The 15,132-nt window shown below is 67.9% G+C and carries 15 protein-coding genes; 10 read left to right on the top strand and 5 right to left on the bottom strand.

Annotation, left to right across the window (positions count from 1 at the left end):
- Positions 1-67: 67 nt before the first annotated feature.
- The 6 genes from VG502_RS00230 (at position 68) to VG502_RS00255 (ending at position 5,411) form a co-directional block, all read left to right on the top strand.
- The gene (locus tag VG502_RS00230; RefSeq protein WP_325547597.1) at positions 68-577 is read left to right on the top strand and encodes a GNAT family N-acetyltransferase; all 510 of its coding nucleotides are present in this window, start codon (positions 68-70) and stop codon (positions 575-577) included.
- 69 nt (positions 578-646) lie between these two features.
- Positions 647-2,047, top strand: coding sequence for a bifunctional folylpolyglutamate synthase/dihydrofolate synthase (locus VG502_RS00235; protein WP_325547599.1), 1,401 nt, complete (start codon positions 647-649; stop codon positions 2,045-2,047).
- Positions 2,044-2,466, top strand: a complete 423-nt coding sequence (locus VG502_RS00240; protein ID WP_325547601.1) for a DUF4233 domain-containing protein — start codon at positions 2,044-2,046, stop codon at positions 2,464-2,466. Before VG502_RS00235 ends, VG502_RS00240 begins: the two co-directional genes overlap by 4 nt.
- Entirely contained in the window at positions 2,463-3,302 is an 840-nt protein-coding gene (locus VG502_RS00245) for an undecaprenyl-diphosphate phosphatase (RefSeq protein WP_325547603.1), read from the top strand. The genes VG502_RS00240 and VG502_RS00245 overlap by 4 nt, the downstream gene beginning before the upstream one ends.
- A 143-nt stretch (positions 3,303-3,445) precedes the next feature.
- Complete coding sequence (gene ndk, locus VG502_RS00250; RefSeq protein WP_325547604.1) at positions 3,446-3,862, top strand: nucleoside-diphosphate kinase; 417 nt, start codon at positions 3,446-3,448, stop codon at positions 3,860-3,862.
- Positions 3,863-4,169: 307 nt separating this feature from the next.
- Positions 4,170-5,411 (top strand): prenyltransferase/squalene oxidase repeat-containing protein, encoded by a 1,242-nt coding sequence (locus VG502_RS00255; RefSeq protein WP_325547605.1) that lies wholly within the window; start codon positions 4,170-4,172, stop codon positions 5,409-5,411.
- Between the two features lie 86 nt (positions 5,412-5,497).
- On the opposite strand, the gene VG502_RS00260 is transcribed toward VG502_RS00255, so the two are convergent.
- A complete protein-coding gene (locus VG502_RS00260; protein WP_325547607.1) occupies positions 5,498-6,010 on the bottom strand; it encodes a MarR family winged helix-turn-helix transcriptional regulator in 513 nt (170 codons plus the stop codon).
- A gap of 189 nt (positions 6,011-6,199) precedes the next feature.
- Between VG502_RS00260 and rpsO the strand changes: the two genes are divergently transcribed.
- The 3 genes from rpsO (at position 6,200) to VG502_RS00275 (ending at position 10,205) form a co-directional block, all read left to right on the top strand.
- On the top strand, positions 6,200-6,469 hold the full coding sequence (rpsO, locus tag VG502_RS00265) for a 30S ribosomal protein S15 (RefSeq protein ID WP_325547609.1): 270 nt from the start codon (positions 6,200-6,202) through the stop codon (positions 6,467-6,469).
- Between the two features lie 176 nt (positions 6,470-6,645).
- Positions 6,646-9,093: a polyribonucleotide nucleotidyltransferase gene (locus VG502_RS00270; RefSeq protein WP_325547611.1), complete on the top strand. Its 2,448-nt coding sequence runs from the start codon at positions 6,646-6,648 to the stop codon at positions 9,091-9,093.
- Positions 9,094-9,254: 161 nt separating this feature from the next.
- Positions 9,255-10,205 (top strand): TRM11 family SAM-dependent methyltransferase, encoded by a 951-nt coding sequence (locus VG502_RS00275; protein ID WP_325547613.1) that lies wholly within the window; start codon positions 9,255-9,257, stop codon positions 10,203-10,205.
- A 305-nt stretch (positions 10,206-10,510) separates the two neighbouring features.
- On the opposite strand, the gene VG502_RS00280 is transcribed toward VG502_RS00275, so the two are convergent.
- Genes VG502_RS00280 through VG502_RS00295 form a run of 4 tightly spaced genes read right to left on the bottom strand, consistent with a single transcriptional unit; the run spans position 10,511 to position 13,525 of the window.
- Entirely contained in the window at positions 10,511-10,768 is a 258-nt protein-coding gene (locus VG502_RS00280; RefSeq protein WP_325547615.1) for a hypothetical protein, read from the bottom strand.
- Entirely contained in the window at positions 10,735-11,697 is a 963-nt protein-coding gene (locus VG502_RS00285) for a lanthionine synthetase LanC family protein (RefSeq protein WP_325547617.1), read from the bottom strand. The genes VG502_RS00280 and VG502_RS00285 overlap by 34 nt, the downstream gene beginning before the upstream one ends.
- Complete coding sequence (locus tag VG502_RS00290) at positions 11,694-12,356, bottom strand: response regulator transcription factor (RefSeq protein WP_325547618.1); 663 nt, start codon at positions 12,354-12,356, stop codon at positions 11,694-11,696. The genes VG502_RS00285 and VG502_RS00290 overlap by 4 nt, the downstream gene beginning before the upstream one ends.
- The gene (locus VG502_RS00295) at positions 12,353-13,525 is read right to left on the bottom strand and encodes a sensor histidine kinase (protein ID WP_325547619.1); all 1,173 of its coding nucleotides are present in this window, start codon (positions 13,523-13,525) and stop codon (positions 12,353-12,355) included. The genes VG502_RS00290 and VG502_RS00295 overlap by 4 nt, the downstream gene beginning before the upstream one ends.
- Positions 13,526-13,685: 160 nt before the next feature.
- On the opposite strand from VG502_RS00295, the gene gdhA reads away from it, so the two are divergent.
- Positions 13,686-15,005 (top strand): NADP-specific glutamate dehydrogenase, encoded by a 1,320-nt coding sequence (gene gdhA, locus VG502_RS00300; RefSeq protein ID WP_325547623.1) that lies wholly within the window; start codon positions 13,686-13,688, stop codon positions 15,003-15,005.
- Positions 15,006-15,132: the final 127 nt, after the last annotated feature.

Raw genomic sequence — 15,132 nt, forward strand, 5'->3', positions numbered from 1 at the left:
CGGAGGCGACATCGCGCGCGGGCGACAGAGGAGACATGGCCATGAAGGCGATGAAGAGGACCTCACGATGAAGATTGCCAGCGGTGTGCTGCTGCGTGCGGCGACCGGGGACGACCTGCAGGGTGTCATCGAGGTGGGCCAGCAGACCTGGCCGGCCACCTACGGTCCCATCGCGGGCAAGGACTACGTCGCGATGGGCCTGGCCAAGTGGTGGACCGCGGATGCGACGATCCCCGCCATACGAGCCGGACGGGTGACGGTTGCCGAGTATGACGGTGAGATCGTCGGTATGACGTCCGTCGGGCCGCTGGACGGTCACCTCGCGTTGTGGAAGCTCTACGTGTTGCCGGAGTTCCAGAGCGCCGGCATCGGCGGCATGCTGATGCGCGCCGCCATCGCCAAGGCCAAGGCCGACGAGTATGACGAGATCGTGCTGTCCTACCTGGACGGCAACGACAACGCGCGCTCGTTCTACGAGCACTACGGCTTCACCGAGACCGGTCGCGAGAGCACCGGCGGTGGAGTGCCCGACTCCATCTGGATCCACCTCGAACTTTCGGAAAGCAGGGATCAGTGAGGCGACGGCACGCTGTCGGCGGCGATGAAGGAGGAGCCGCGCAGTGTGCGGTCTCCGCAGTGTTGTTGGATGAGTCGCATGCCTAGTGGTCGACCCGACGCAGCGCAGCGCGAAGCCGAGCGCAACCTGGCGATCCGCAAGCGACTGCGCGAGGTGGAGGAAGCCATCCTGGCGCGGACGCCGGAGTCCAGCCCGGAGCCGTCCCTGGAGCGGGTGCGCCGCATCATGGAGCTGCTCGGCGACCCCCAGCGGTCGTTCCCGGTGGTGCACCTGACCGGCACCAACGGCAAGACGACCACGACCCGCGCGATCGAGCGGATCCTGCGCGAGACGGGCCTGGCCACGGGACGCTTCACCTCGCCGCACCTGCACAACGTCCGCGAGCGAATCGCCTTGAACGGCAAGCCGATCGACCCCGAGCGGTTCATCGCGACATACGACGACGTGCTGCCCTACGTCGAGCTGATCGACAACGAGGCACGCGCCGCGGACGAGCCGACGACGACCTACTTCGAGATCCTCGTCGTGATGGCCTACGCGGCCTTCGCCGATGCGCCCGTCGATGTCGCGATCGTCGAGGTCGGCCTCGGTGGCGAGTGGGACGCGACCAATGTCGCCGACGGCGACGTCGCGGTGATCACCCCGGTTTCGCTCGACCACACCCGGCTGCTCGGCTCGACGGTCGAGGAGATCACGCTGGAGAAGCGCGGCATCATCAAGCCCGGTTCGATCACCGTGGTCGGCATCCAGGATCCGACGGTGGACGAACTCATCGCCGAACGCGTCGCCGAGGTCGGTGGCGCGGCCAAGCGCGAGACCGTCGACTTCGACGTGCTCGAGCGCGACCAGGCCGTCGGCGGTCAGCAACTGACCGTGCAAGGGCTGTCGGCCGTCTACCCGGACCTTTTCGTGCCGCTCTTCGGTGAGCACCAGGCACACAACGTGGTGACCGCGATCGCCGCGGCCGAGGCGTTCCTCGGGGGAGGCGAGCGTTCGCTGGACATCGAGGTCCTGCGCGCTGCACTCGCCGATGTGGACTCACCCGGCCGGCTGGAGATCGTCCGGCGCTCGCCGACGGTCCTGGTCGACGCCGCACACAACGCCGCCGGAGTGCGAGCGCTGCACGACGCGATCAACGACTCGTTCACCTTCGCCAAGCTCGTGGGCGTCATCGCGATCTTCGCCGACAAGAACGCCGAGGACATGCTCTCGACGCTCGAGCAGGTGCTGGATCACGTTGTCATCACCCGCAATTCGTCGCATCGCAGCATGCGCGCCGAAGAGCTCGGCGCGCTCGCGATGGAGATCTTCGGTGAGGACCGGGTCGACGTCGTGCCGGGTATGGCCGATGCGATCGACCGGGCCGCCGAGCTGGCCGACGAGGGTGGCGTGTCCGGGGGAGTGCTGGCCACCGGGTCCATCACCACCGCGGCGGACGTGCGCGCCCTGCTCGGCGTCACCGACGCATGAACAACGCTGAAACAGACGGCCACAACACCGTCATCGGGACCGTCCTCGTCCACGGCGTCGGTGAGCGTATGACGCGCCGGTTCGCCGGCATGGTGGTCGGTTCGCAGAGCCTGGTGGTCTTCCTCGGCGCGCTCGTCGCGTGGGCGATCGCCAAATCCCAGCACGACACGGCCCACACGTCATACCTCGTGGTGGGGCTGGTGCTGGCAGTGTTGTGTGTCGTCGCGGCCGGCACGCTGCGGCGTGCCTGGGGTGTGACGCTCGGCTGGGTGGTCGAGATCGCGACCGTCCTGGCCGGTGTGGTCCTGCCGATGATGTTCGTCGTCGGCCTGATGTTCCTCGCCCTGTGGGTCACCGCACTCGTGCAGGGCCGCAAGATGGACGCCTTGACCTCCAAGTACCAGGAGCACACTGAATGACCTGGATCGAAGCGATCGTGCTGGGGATCGTGCAGGGACTGACCGAGTTCCTGCCGATCTCCTCCTCAGCCCACCAACTCATCGTCGGGCGCCTCTTCTGGGGCAATGACGGCGGCGGCTCGGCATTCACCGCGGTCAACCAGCTGGGCACCGAGACGGCGGTCATCGTCTACTTCTGGCGGGACATCGTCCGCATCATGAAGCAGTGGGCGCTCTCCGTCGCCGGCAAGGTGCCGAAGACCGACCCGGACGCGCGGATGGGCTGGCTGGTGATCGTCGGCACCATCCCGATCGGCATCCTCGGGCTGGTCTTCAAGGGCTTCATCGAGGGGCCGCTGCGCAACCTGTGGGTGACCGCCAGCATGCTGCTGATCTTCGCGATCGTCATCGCGGTGGCCGACAGCACCGTCGATCACGACCCCGACGCGGAGCACCGTAAGACCCTGGACGAACTCACCGTCAAGGACGGCGTCCGCTTCGGCTTGTGGCAGGCGCTGGCGCTGATCCCCGGCGTATCCCGTTCCGGCGGAACGATTTCCGGTGGTCTCTTCATGGGCTACACCCGCAGCGCGGCGGCGCGTTATTCCTTCCTGCTCGCCATACCCGCCGTCGTCATCTCCGGCCTCTTCGAGCTGAAGGACCTGCATGGCAGCGACGGCGACGGGTGGGGCCAGATCATCGTGGCGACCGTGCTCGCGTTCTTCGTCGGGTATGCCGTGGTCGCGTGGTTCATGCGCTACATCTCGCACCACAACTTCCGGCCGTTCGTCTACTACCGGATCGCGCTGGCCGTCTTCCTCTTCGGGTTGCTCGTGCTCGGCAAGGTCGCAGCCTAGCCGCACCCCTGAATTTGCCGAATGACGGCTTCTTCGGCGATTGACGGTGCAATCCAGCCGTCAATCGCCGAAGCAGCCGTCATTCGACGTGGTGCACGGCCCCAGCGTGCCCGCCATACGCACCGTCCGATTGAATGTGAGTCATGGAACGCACCCTCGTCATCGTCAAGCCCGACGGATTCGCCCGCGGCCTCACCGGCGAGGTCCTGCGCCGGATCGAGGCGAAGGGATACGTCCTCGACACGCTGCAGATCATGACCGCCGACCGTGAGCGGCTCGCGCAGCACTACGCCGAGCACGAGGGCAAGCCGTTCTACCAGCCGCTGGTCGACTTCATGGCCAGTGGCCCGGCAACCTTCGCCATCGTCAAGGGCGAGCGGGTCATCGAGGGCTTCCGGTCACTCGCCGGAGCGACCGACCCGACCGCCGCAGCGCCCGGCAGCATCCGCGGCGACCTCGGTCGCGACTGGGGGCTGGCCGTCCAGCAGAACATCGTGCACGGCTCGGACTCGCCGGAGTCCGCCGAACGCGAGATCGGCATCTGGTTCGACGAGTCCTGAGACTCGTACCTCGTCTCCGGGCTCGTCTCACCTGTGCTTGTTGGGCCGTCCTTCGGCCGGACCGGACGTGTCCTGAGACTCGTACCTCGTCTTCGCAGACCCGGTAAGCTGCGCATCGGACGCAACAACAGCAGGGGAAGCCGGTGTGACTCCGGCGCTGACCCGCAACCGTGTGCCACCCGGTGATCACCCGGGCATGGCGAGCCGGAGCACCTGCGCGTCCACCGGCGATCTCGTCGCGGCCCCGCGAGATGTGCTCCGGCTCCTCACCTCTGCGGGTCGCGACACCTCGCGGAAGGCACCACCCATGACCACCTCACCTCACGCCCGTGCGGGTCTCGCGGGCATCGCAGCCCTCGCCTGCGCCGGCCTCACCGGCATCGCCGTCGCGGCTCCGGCACATGCCGCCGCCCCCGATGCCACCTCCGGCGCACACTTCCTCGCGTCCGAGCTGGCGGCGGGCGGTGACCACTTCTCGGTCAGCTCCGGTGGCGCCAGTTACGCCGACTACGGCCTGACGATCGACGGCATCCTCGGCCTCGACGCGGCACGGACCGGTCAGGCCGAAGCGCAGCGCGCGGCGTCATACATCACCAAGAACGCCGCGGCATACAACAGCTACGGCAAGGACGTGTATGCCGGTGCGACTGCCAAGCTGCTGGTATTCGCGCAGGCACAGGGCCTGCCGACCGCCGGCTACCTGAAGGACCTGAAGTCGCTGGAACAGCCCAGCGGGCAGTTCAAGGACAAGTCGGCCTCCGGCGACTACTCCAACACGATCGGCCAGTCGCTCGCGATCGTCGGCCTGACCCGAGCGGGGCAGCCGGACACGGCCGCGGTGAACTTCCTGCTCGAGCAGCAGTGCTCCAACGGTGGCTTCCGGATGACCTTCACCGAGAAGTGCACCGGCGACACGGACGCGACCTCGCTGGCCGTGCAGGCGCTCAGTGCAGCCGGCGGACATCGGGCGCAACTCACCAAGGCGGTGAACTTCATCGCCGGCAAGCAGCGGGCCAACGGCGGCGTCGTCGAGCCCGCTGCTCAAGCTGCTCCGAACACCAACAGCACCGGTCTCGCCGCAGTCGCATTCGCGCTGGCGGGCAGGTCGGCGGAGGCTGCCAAGGCCAAGAGCTTCGTCACGGGCCTGCAGTTCGGCTGCTCCGCCCCGGCGGCGTTGCGCGGCGGGTTCGCGTTCGACCGGAAGTCCTTCGACGCGCAGCTGACCAAGGGCGCCAAGGCGACGGCCGGCGACAAGGAGCACCGCGCCTCTGCGCAGGCGATGCTCGCGCTGACCCAGCAGCCCTACCTGAAGATCAGTGCCGGCGGCTCGGCCACGGCGTCGGCGCCGTCGTGTGCGCCGGGCGGCCCGACCTCCTCGGCGACGAGCACGGCGAGCGCCACCTCGACGACGACCGGTCCGGCGATCATCACGGACGGCTCCGCGTCCGGTGGCGGCAACACCGGTGTGCTCCTCGCGGGTGCTGCCGTCCTCGGCGGCGTCGCACTCGCCGGCAGCGGCCTGCGTCGCCGGCTGCGCTCGCAGCGCTGACCCTGCGCTCGCAGCGCTGAGCCTGCGCGATATACCGACAACGAAGGAAGCCCGCGTCCATGGCGCGGGCTTCCTTTGTTTGCAGGCTATTCGAGGTCGTCGTCCAAGCCGGCGATCGCGAGTTCGAGGAGCTGCGCGAGCTTGTCGCGCTGGCCCACCGGCACGTGTGACAGCACGTCGGACTCGACCATGTCCGACTCCCGGATGACCTGGCGGAACATCTCCCAGCCGTCGCGCGTGAGCTGCACCAGGATCCGGGTGCGGTTGTCGGGGTCGGGCTCGCGCTCGATCAGCCCCCGCTCGGCCATCCGGTCCAGCCGGTGGGTCATCGACGACGGCGCCACCGCCGCCGTGTCGGCCAGCTGTGACGGTGTGGAGATGTGATCGTCGGCCTCGGCCGCGAGGTGCCGGATGACGGCCCACTCGCCGGGGGACAGGTCGAGCTCGGACAGGTTCTGGGTGTACCACTGCGACAGGCGGCGGTGCAGGCCGTGGACGGCGGTCACGACGCGCTGCACCTGCTCGTTCCCACCGGCCTCGACATACGCAGCGACCTCGGCTTCGTAGCGACTCCGCTCGGACTTTCCCGGTCTATCCATGATCGACAATTAGAACGTATGGCGCCGGCGCGCTTCGCGCGGCTCGGACCGGGCGCGCTTCGATTAGGGGCGGACCCGCCGGTCCTGATAACCTTGCAGCGCCGTGAAACCGGCCGCGGACCAAGAGCGCCCTGGTGGACATGCCCAGGAGCACCGCGCAATCAAGACACGAACGGAGCTCGCCCACTCATGCCGCTGGACACCGCCACCAAGGCGCAGATCATGACCGACTACGCGACCAAAGAGGGCGACACCGGTTCGCCCGAGGTGCAGATCGCGATGCTGACGCAGCGCATCACCGATCTTACCGAGCACGCCCGTCAGCACCCGCACGACCACCACAGCCGGCGCGGCCTGCTGCTCCTGGTCGGCAAGCGCAAGCGCATGCTGCGTTACCTCGAGACCGTCGACATCGAGCGTTACCGTTCGCTGATCAAGCGACTCGGTCTGCGTCGCTGATCGCCCCACACTTACGACCGCAAGGCGGCTACCACCGGTAGCCGCCTTGTTGGCGTAGGCGGGAGCTGCCCGCCGGCCCGACAAGGATGCGGCCGACCGCGGCATACACCCCGTAATTGAAGAAGAGCACCACGCACAACGACGATGCGTGGTCCGTAGAAGAACAGGAGGGCCCAATGGAGGGTCCAGAGATCACTTTCGCCGAAGCCGTTATCGACAACGGCAAGTTCGGCACCCGCACGGTTCGATTCGAAACCGGGCGGCTGGCCAAGCAGGCAGCCGGTGCGGTCGTCGCCTACCTGGATGACGAGACGACACTGCTGTCGACGACGGCCGCGGGGAAGCACCCCAAGGACCATTTCGACTTCTTCCCGCTCACCGTGGACGTCGAGGAGCGGATGTACGCCGCGGGCAAGATCCCGGGCAGCTTCTTCCGTCGTGAGGGTCGCCCGTCGACCGACGCGATCCTCACCTGCCGACTGATCGACCGACCGCTGCGCCCGGCCTTCGTCAAGGGTCTGCGCAACGAGGTCCAGGTCGTCATCACCGTCCTCGCCCAGAACCCCGACCACCAGTACGACGTCCTCGCGATCAACGGCGCCTCCGCGTCGACGCAGATCTCGGGCCTGCCGTTCTCCGGTCCGATCGGCGCCACTCGCGTGTCGCTGATCGACGGCCAGTGGGTCGCGTTCCCGAACTTCTCCGACCTGGAGCACTCGGTCTTCGACATGGTCGTCGCCGGTCGTGTTGTGGGGGACGACGTCGCGATCATGATGGTCGAGGCCGAGTCCAACGAGTCGACCTGGGACCTGGTCAAGAACCAGGGCAAGCAGGCACCGACCGAGGAGATCGTCGCTCAGGGCCTGGAGGCCGCGAAGTCCTTCATCCGCCTCCTGTGCGAGGCGCAGGACAAGCTGGCCAAGGAAGCCGCCAAGCCGGTCCAGGAGTTCCCGCTGTTCCTCGACTACGAGGACGACAGCTTCGCCGCCGTCGAGTCCGCCTCGACCGAGAAGCTGCGTGGCCTGCTGTCCATCGCGGACAAGCAGGACCGCGAGTCCCAGCTGGACGCCTACAAGGAGGAGCTCAAGGATGAGCTCGCCGGCGAGGGCAAGCCGTTCGAGGGCCGCGAGAAGGAGATCTCCGCGGCATACCGCTCGGTGCAGAAGCAGCTCGTGCGCGAGCGCATCCTGCGCGAGAAGGTGCGCATCGACGGTCGTGGGCTCGCGGACATCCGCGCGCTGTCGGCCGAGGTCGAGGTGCTGCCGCGGGTGCACGGTTCGGCGCTGTTCGAGCGCGGCGAGACCCAGATCATGGGCATCACCACGCTGAACATGCTGCGCATGGAGCAGCAGCTGGACACGTTGTCGCCGGTGTCGCGCAAGCGCTACATGCACAACTACAACTTCCCGCCGTACTCCACCGGTGAGACCGGCCGTGTCGGTTCGCCGAAGCGGCGCGAGATCGGCCACGGTGCGCTCGCCGAGCGTGCGCTGATGCCCGTGCTGCCGACGCGTGAGGAGTTCCCCTACGCGATCCGTCAGGTGTCGGAAGCGTTGAGCTCCAACGGTTCGACGTCGATGGGCTCGGTCTGCGCCTCGACCCTGGCACTGCTGAACGCCGGTGTGCCGTTGCGCGCTCCGGTCGCCGGCATCGCAATGGGCCTGGTGTCCGCTTCGGTGGACGGCAAGACCGAGTACGCCGCGATGACCGACATCCTGGGTGCCGAGGACGCATTCGGTGACATGGACTTCAAGGTCGCCGGCACGCGCGAGTTCGTCACCGCCATCCAGCTGGACACCAAGCTCGACGGCATCCCCGCCGACGTGCTGGCCGGTGCGCTGACCCAGGCACGTGATGCGCGCCTGCACATCCTGGACGTGATGCACGAGGCGATCGACGCTCCCGACGAGATGTCGCCCTTCGCCCCGCGGGTCATCGCGGTGAAGATCCCGGTCGACAAGATCGGTGAGGTCATCGGCCCGAAGGGCAAGATGATCAACCAGATCCAGGAGGACACCGGCGCCGACCTGTCCATCGAGGACGACGGCACCGTCTACATCGGTGCCACCGACGGTCCGTCCGCCGAGGCCGCGCGTGCCGCGGTCAACGCGATCGCCAACCCGCAGATGCCCGAGGTGGGCGAGCGCTTCCTGGGGACCGTCGTGAAGACGACGACCTTCGGTGCGTTCGTGTCGCTACTGCCGGGCAAGGACGGCCTGCTGCACATCTCCGAGGTGCGCAAGCTGGTCGGCGGCAAGCGGATCGACGCCGTCGAGGACGTGCTGAAGATCGGTCAGAAGGTGCAGGTCGAGCTCAAGGAGATCGACCCGCGCGGCAAGCTGTCGCTGGCCGTTGTCGAGGCGAACAACGAGTCCGGGTCCGAGTCCGGATCCGAGGCCGCGTCCGACGCGGACGACGCGCCGTCTGCTGCTCCGGCCGACCTGGCGTCGGACGCTGACGCCGCAGCCGGCGACGCACCGGCAGCTGATGCCTCATCGACCGACGACTCGTCGGACCGTGAGCCGCGCAAGCGCAACCGCCGTCGTGGCGGTCGCGGTCGCGGCAAGGACAGCGCCGACAGCGGCGAGGGTTCGGCCGACGCCGAGCCCGTCGCGCAGGACTGATCCACCGGCGTACGCCACCAGCATCGGCCCGGTCACACTTGGTGTGGCCGGGCCGTTGCGCTGTTTCGGGGTGGCGCCGGTGTCCCGGGAAGTTCCCGCCATGCCGATCGGGCTGTATGGAGCACGTTTGGCCCGGCACGGGCGCCGTTAGGCTGCGCGGTATGACGAATCCTCTCCTGCTGACCTGCCCGGTGGGATTGGAGGATCTGGTGCGCGGCGACCTCCGGGACCGCGATGATCTGCGGTCCGAGCTGCTCGAGCCGGGAGTCATCCGCTGCGAAACCGGCGTCGAACGTGAGCAGTTGCCGGCGATGGTCGAGCGGGTGAGCGTCCCCCTTGACGACGTTGCGTCCGTGACGGACGCAGCGGCGCTGATAGGTCTGGAGACGCCGGCGTTCCGGGTGCAGGCGGCCGATGCGGCCGTGCGGTCGGAGTGGATCGCGCGGATCGAGGCGCTCGGGTGGGTCAACGAGCCCGGCGAGTGGATGCTCAACATCGACGTCGATACCGGGCGCATCGACCTCGGGCCGTGGCACTGGTCACGTCGGATCGGTCAGCTGCAGCGGCTGCCCGCGACGACTCCGGGTCCGGTGGCGGCGGGCCTTCTTCGTATGGCGAAACTGCGCGACGGTGACCGGTTGCTCGACCCGTGCGCCGGTGTCGGCACGGTGCCGATCGTCGACGCACTGCTGCGTGGGGGACCGGCATACAGCATCGAGCAGGACCCGGAAGCGACCCGGCTTGCCGCCGAGAACGCGGCGAATCTGTCGGTGCAGCAGTCGGTTTCAGTTCTTGAAGCGGACGCGACCGACCTCCCGCTGGCAGATGCCAGCGTCGACCGGGTGGTCAGCGACCTGCCTTTCGGCAAGCGGATCGGCAGCAACGAGCTCAACAAGACGCTCTACCCGGCCATCCTCCGCGAGATCGAGCGCGTGCTGACTGCGGACGGGCGCTGCGTGCTGCTGTCGGACGACAAGCGTGTCTTCACCGAATCCGTCGCGCACGCAAGGGGTTTGAAGGTCTCGGGGGAGCGGGTCATCCGCTACAACGGCGTCACACCCACGGCATACATCGTGCGGCGCAGCCGTCGTCCGAAGCGTCGCCGGGCATGAGTCGGCACCAGCACGCGCGCGGATCGGCTCGATCAGGCCGACCCGTGGTGGGCGAAACACCACGATGAGCTGGCAGCCCATGCGGACCGGTCCTGGTACTGATCGCGGGAGAAGCGTTGCTGCACTGGGACGTTCGGGCGGACAACCTGATCTTCGGCACCGACCGCGCCGGGCCGGAAACCTCCGCCGGGAACTGGAGCTCGTTCTCTGACCGAGAGGAGTAGCGAACGACCGACCGGAGTATGAATTTCGACCGAATCCGTACTCCTCTCGATCGGTTGGTACTCCTCTCGGTCATAGAGCCGCTACGCGGCGGGTGGCGATGGGGTGAGGGCCGGTACCTGGTCAGGCCACGCGATGGCGTAGCCCGTACCCGCACCGCGGCGCAATCGCACGTATCGCAGCAGCTCGCGCAGGATGCCGGCGTTGCCCATCGCCCAGCCGGGCAGCGGTGCCAGGTCCGGCGGATCCGCCCGGTGCTCGTGGTTGGACCAGCGCGCTCCGTCGGCGTCGACCGTGGCCCGCGCGATCAGGTCACCGACCAGGACGTCAGCGAAGTCCAAGTCGTCGCCACGTTCGACGATGCGGTCGCACGCCGTCGCAAGGACACCGGCCGTCCCGCAGCATCGCCCGTTGTTGTCCCAGAAGCCCGGTCGCAGCCGAGACGGCAGACCCGACCCACGACGGTCGTCCAGCACCGGTCCTGCAGGTCGGTCCACCGCTTCTCCCCAGTGACCTGCGCCAGCAACCGGAAGAGCTGCGCATCACCGGCCGGACCGTTGCACCAGCCATAGCTGTAGCGCTCGATGATGTCCGGGCGGTGCGGCGGATCCGAGTGTGGGACAAGGAAATCCGCGCTGCCGGAGGTGTTGCGCGAGACCACGTCTTCCGCGGCGAGCACTGCGAGCTCGATGAGATCGGCACGACCGGCCGCATCGCCGATCGAAGCCAGCGCGAACGCGATCCCGAGCGTGCCGTGGGCCATGTGGTGCGACCGTGGCGGTGTCGGCCGGACCGCCCAGTTGACGCCGTATGGCGTGCGATCCGCCTTCTCGACATACGGAAGCACTGCCTGTATGGCGAGATCGAGATCCCCGGCCTGCAGCGCTCCGAGGCCGATGCCGGCGTTGCCCATCAGCAACTCGAACATCGGATTCCAGCGCTCCCCGTCGAAGAGCTCCCGGACCCGGGTCAGCGCACGCGCGGCGGCTTCCGCACGTCCGAGTTGGTGCAGGCACTGCGCCATACCGGCGAGCCCGAAGTAGAGCGACGCGTTGTCAATCCGGCCGACCTGCGCCGACAGGAAGTCGAGTCCGCGCTCGATCTCGGCGTCATACCGTTTATCGCCGAAGTGCACCCGAGCCTCGTGCAACGCGAGCACGATGCCCGAAACCCCGTGGTAAAGAGACGGATCGGACGACGCCAGCCAGTCAGCGGCAACCAGCCAGTCGGCCGCGGACCGTGCGAGACCCTCGACCTCGTCGGTGTTCACACCAGGTCCAATTCGAGGGCGCGCAGCACGGCGCGAGTCCGATCGCGCACGCCGAGCTTGGCCAGCAACGTCGACACGTGGTTCTTGACCGTGCCGGGGGCCAGGTGCATGGCGGATGCGATCTCCTTGTTGGAGAAACCACCGACGAGCATCCGCAGCACCTCCCGCTCACGGGTGGTGAGCTCGATGTGCACCGGCAGATCGGTAGGGGCGGCGACCGGGTCAGGAGCGCCGAGGCGGTCCAGCAACCGCTGGGTCACCGAGGAGAACACCATGGAGCCGCCCGCCGCGACGGTCTCGACTGCGGCGACGAGATCGTCCAGCGATACGTCCTTCAGCAGATAGCCGCGCGCGCCGGCGCGCAGCGCCTGCAAGACCTGCTCGTCGTCCTGGAAGGTAGTCAGCACGAGACACGGCGGCGGGTCCTCGCGACGACCCAGCTCGTGCAGCACCGCGATGCCGTCGAGCACCGGCATCCGCAAGTCCAGCAGTATGACGTCAGGGCGCTCGATCTTCAGCAGTTCCAACGCTTTCCGGCCGTCGTCCGCCGCGCCGATGACGTCGATCCGCCCGCTCAGCCGCAGCAGTCCCACGATGCCGTCGCGCACGATCGTCTGGTCGTCCACGACGAGCACCCGGATCGGATCCGCTGCCGTCATACCTGCTCTTCGACCCGGTGTGCGCCGGCGTCCTCGGTGCTGTGCAGCGGCGCCGATGCCTGCACGACGAAGCCGCCACCGGGGGTGCCACGCCATACGACCGAACCGCCCAGTGCCGTGAAACGCTCTCGCATTCCTCGCAATCCGTTCCCCTCCACTGTGGTGGCAGCCCCGCTGCCGTTGTCACGCACCGCGACCGACAGGGCGCCGTCAGCCTCTTCCAACGCTACCCAGGCCCGGGTCGCGGCGCCGTGCCGCGCGGCGTTCGTCAATGATTCCTGGACGAGCCGGATGGTCGCGTGCCGCAGCGCGGCGGACACCCGGTCGAGCACCTCGGAGCCGTCGACCTCGACCTGCATTCCCGGCCAGGCCTCGCCCAGTGCGGCGAGCGAAGTCGCCGACGCCGGGCCGCCTTCACGCAACGCGCTGACGACGCTGCGCACCTGTGCCAGCAGCTCCTTGCCGGCACGCTGTGCGGTGTCCAGATAGGGCACGGCCTCGTCGGGCGGCAGGTGACGGGCCGTCTCGAGCGTCAGGGTGAGGCCGGCCAGCTGGTGGCCGACGACATCGTGCAACTCACGGGCGATCCGCAACCGCTCCTCCGCGGCGCTGTGTTCCCGCAGTTGCGCCTGTGCCTCCCGCAGCGCGTGGTTCGCCTGCTCGGCCTCATCGCGCGCCCGCTCGACCATCGCCGTCTGCTCCACCCCGACCAGCACGAACACGTCGACGACGAGGGTCAGCACGGCATACCAGGTGCAGGCCAACAGCGACGCCTGGCCGTTGACCAGCGCCATCAGCGCGGTGCTCGCCGGCAACAGGACGACGATCGTCGCGACCGAGACACGCAGCGGGACGAAGCTCGCCCATACGGCCGTCGTCACGGCCAGCAGCATGATGCTGAACCCGTACGTCGAGCCCAGCGCGGCACCGAGGTACGACGCTACGACGAAGGCTCCGACGATCACGAACGTTCGCGCAGTGCGCGGGAAGCGGATCGGCGTCCCGGCGACCAGCACGAAGATCGCGATGATCAGCGCAACACATGCCCAGTAGACGAGCGGGAACGGTGGGGGTAGGTCGGGCAGGCCGCCCAGGAAGAGCGGCGCGACCGTGAAGATCGCAATGGCGATGCAGCCATTGACGAATTGCAGGCGTTCGATGGGTCGCACCCCATGACGATAGATCCGGGGGTATGCCGGCAGAGGTGCCGAAGGTCACGATGACGGGTGGGCGAGGCGTGCCGGACAGCTAGTGGACGCAGTAAGCACACTTTCCTGGGAAGTTCTAGAGTGCGGTCCCGTGAGTTCCCTGCATGCGACCTTCCGCCCGATGTTCGACGACGTGCTCGCCCGCAATGCCGGCGAGGCGGAGTTCCAGCAAGCCGTGCACGAGGTGATGGAGAGCCTCACGCCGCTCGCGGACAACCACTCGCGCTACACGCAGTGGTCGATCCTGCAGCGCATCTGCGAGCCGGAGCGGCAGATCATCTTCCGGGTGCCGTGGGTCGACGACAGTGGGGAGGTCCGCGTCAATCGCGGCTTCCGCGTCGAGTTCAACTCCGCGCTCGGCCCCTACAAGGGCGGCCTGCGCTTCCACCCGAGCGTCAACCTGTCGATCGTGAAGTTCCTGGGGTTCGAGCAGATCTTCAAGAACGCCCTGACCGGTATGCCGATCGGCGGCGGAAAGGGCGGCTCGGACTTCGACCCCAAGGGCTGCAGCGACGCCGAGGTCATGCGCTTCTGCCAGTCCTTCATGACCGAGCTCTACCGGCACGTCGGCGAATACACCGACGTGCCCGCCGGTGACATCGGCGTCGGCGGCCGCGAGATCGGCTACCTCTTCGGGCAGTACAAGCGGATCACCAACCGCTACGAGTCCGGGGTGCTCACCGGCAAGGGCCTGTCCTGGGGCGGCTCGCAGGTGCGCACCGAGGCGACCGGTTACGGCACCGTCTTCTTCGCCCAGGAGATGCTCGCCGCGAGGGGCAGCTCGCTGGACGGTATGACGACAGTCGTCTCCGGCAGCGGGAACGTCGCCATCTACGCAGTGGAGAAGGCGCAGCAACTCGGAGCGAAGGTCATCGCGGTGTCCGACTCCGGCGGGTACGTCGTCGACGAGCAGGGCATCGATCTGGAAGTGCTGCAGGAGATCAAGGAGGTCCGTCGCGGACGGGTCTCGGAGTATGTCGACCGGGTCGGAAACCGGGCGCGGTATGTCGCCGGCGGGTCGATCTGGGAGGTGCCGTGCCAGGTCGCGCTGCCCTGTGCTACCCAGAACGAACTCGACGAAGCCGACGCGAAAACGTTGGTGGCAAACGGTGTTCAGCTGGTCGCCGAAGGTGCCAACATGCCGACGACTCCGCCTGCGGCCGCGATCCTGCGTGATGCCGGGGTGCTCTTCGCGCCGGGCAAGGCCGCCAATGCCGGTGGCGTCGCGACCAGCGCGCTGGAGATGCAGCAGAACGCCAGCCGCGACTCCTGGAGTTTCGCGCGCACCGAGGAGCGGTTGCAGGCGATCATGCGCGACATCCACGACACGTGTGTCACGCAGGCCGAGGAGGTCGGACACCCGGGCGACTACGTGCTGGGTGCCAACCTTGCGGCATACATCAAGGTCGCGGACGCGATGGTCGCCCAAGGCGTCATCTGATCTTCTGCGGGTCGAGTAGCGGTGAGGCACGAGCCGCGTCTCGAAACCGAGCGTGCCACCTCGCGACCTCGGCAACCTTATTGCCGAGAGGACACCCGTTTGCCGAGAGGACAGGCGCTTTTGGGCG

It is taken from the genome of Flexivirga sp. (assembly GCF_035551235.1).
Classification (GTDB): Bacteria; Actinomycetota; Actinomycetes; order Actinomycetales; family Dermatophilaceae; genus Flexivirga.

Coding starts and splice junctions, on each gene's coding strand:
- VG502_RS00230 (WP_325547597.1), top strand. CDS start 68: ATGAAGATTGCCAGCGGTGTGCTGCTGCGTGCGGCGACCGGGGACGAC.
- VG502_RS00235 (WP_325547599.1), top strand. CDS start 647: ATGAGTCGCATGCCTAGTGGTCGACCCGACGCAGCGCAGCGCGAAGCC.
- VG502_RS00240 (WP_325547601.1), top strand. CDS start 2,044: ATGAACAACGCTGAAACAGACGGCCACAACACCGTCATCGGGACCGTC.
- VG502_RS00245 (WP_325547603.1), top strand. CDS start 2,463: ATGACCTGGATCGAAGCGATCGTGCTGGGGATCGTGCAGGGACTGACC.
- ndk (WP_325547604.1), top strand. CDS start 3,446: ATGGAACGCACCCTCGTCATCGTCAAGCCCGACGGATTCGCCCGCGGC.
- VG502_RS00255 (WP_325547605.1), top strand. CDS start 4,170: ATGACCACCTCACCTCACGCCCGTGCGGGTCTCGCGGGCATCGCAGCC.
- VG502_RS00260 (WP_325547607.1), bottom strand. CDS start 6,010: ATGGATAGACCGGGAAAGTCCGAGCGGAGTCGCTACGAAGCCGAGGTC.
- rpsO (WP_325547609.1), top strand. CDS start 6,200: ATGCCGCTGGACACCGCCACCAAGGCGCAGATCATGACCGACTACGCG.
- VG502_RS00270 (WP_325547611.1), top strand. CDS start 6,646: ATGGAGGGTCCAGAGATCACTTTCGCCGAAGCCGTTATCGACAACGGC.
- VG502_RS00275 (WP_325547613.1), top strand. CDS start 9,255: ATGACGAATCCTCTCCTGCTGACCTGCCCGGTGGGATTGGAGGATCTG.
- VG502_RS00290 (WP_325547618.1), bottom strand. CDS start 12,356: ATGACGGCAGCGGATCCGATCCGGGTGCTCGTCGTGGACGACCAGACG.
- gdhA (WP_325547623.1), top strand. CDS start 13,686: ATGTTCGACGACGTGCTCGCCCGCAATGCCGGCGAGGCGGAGTTCCAG.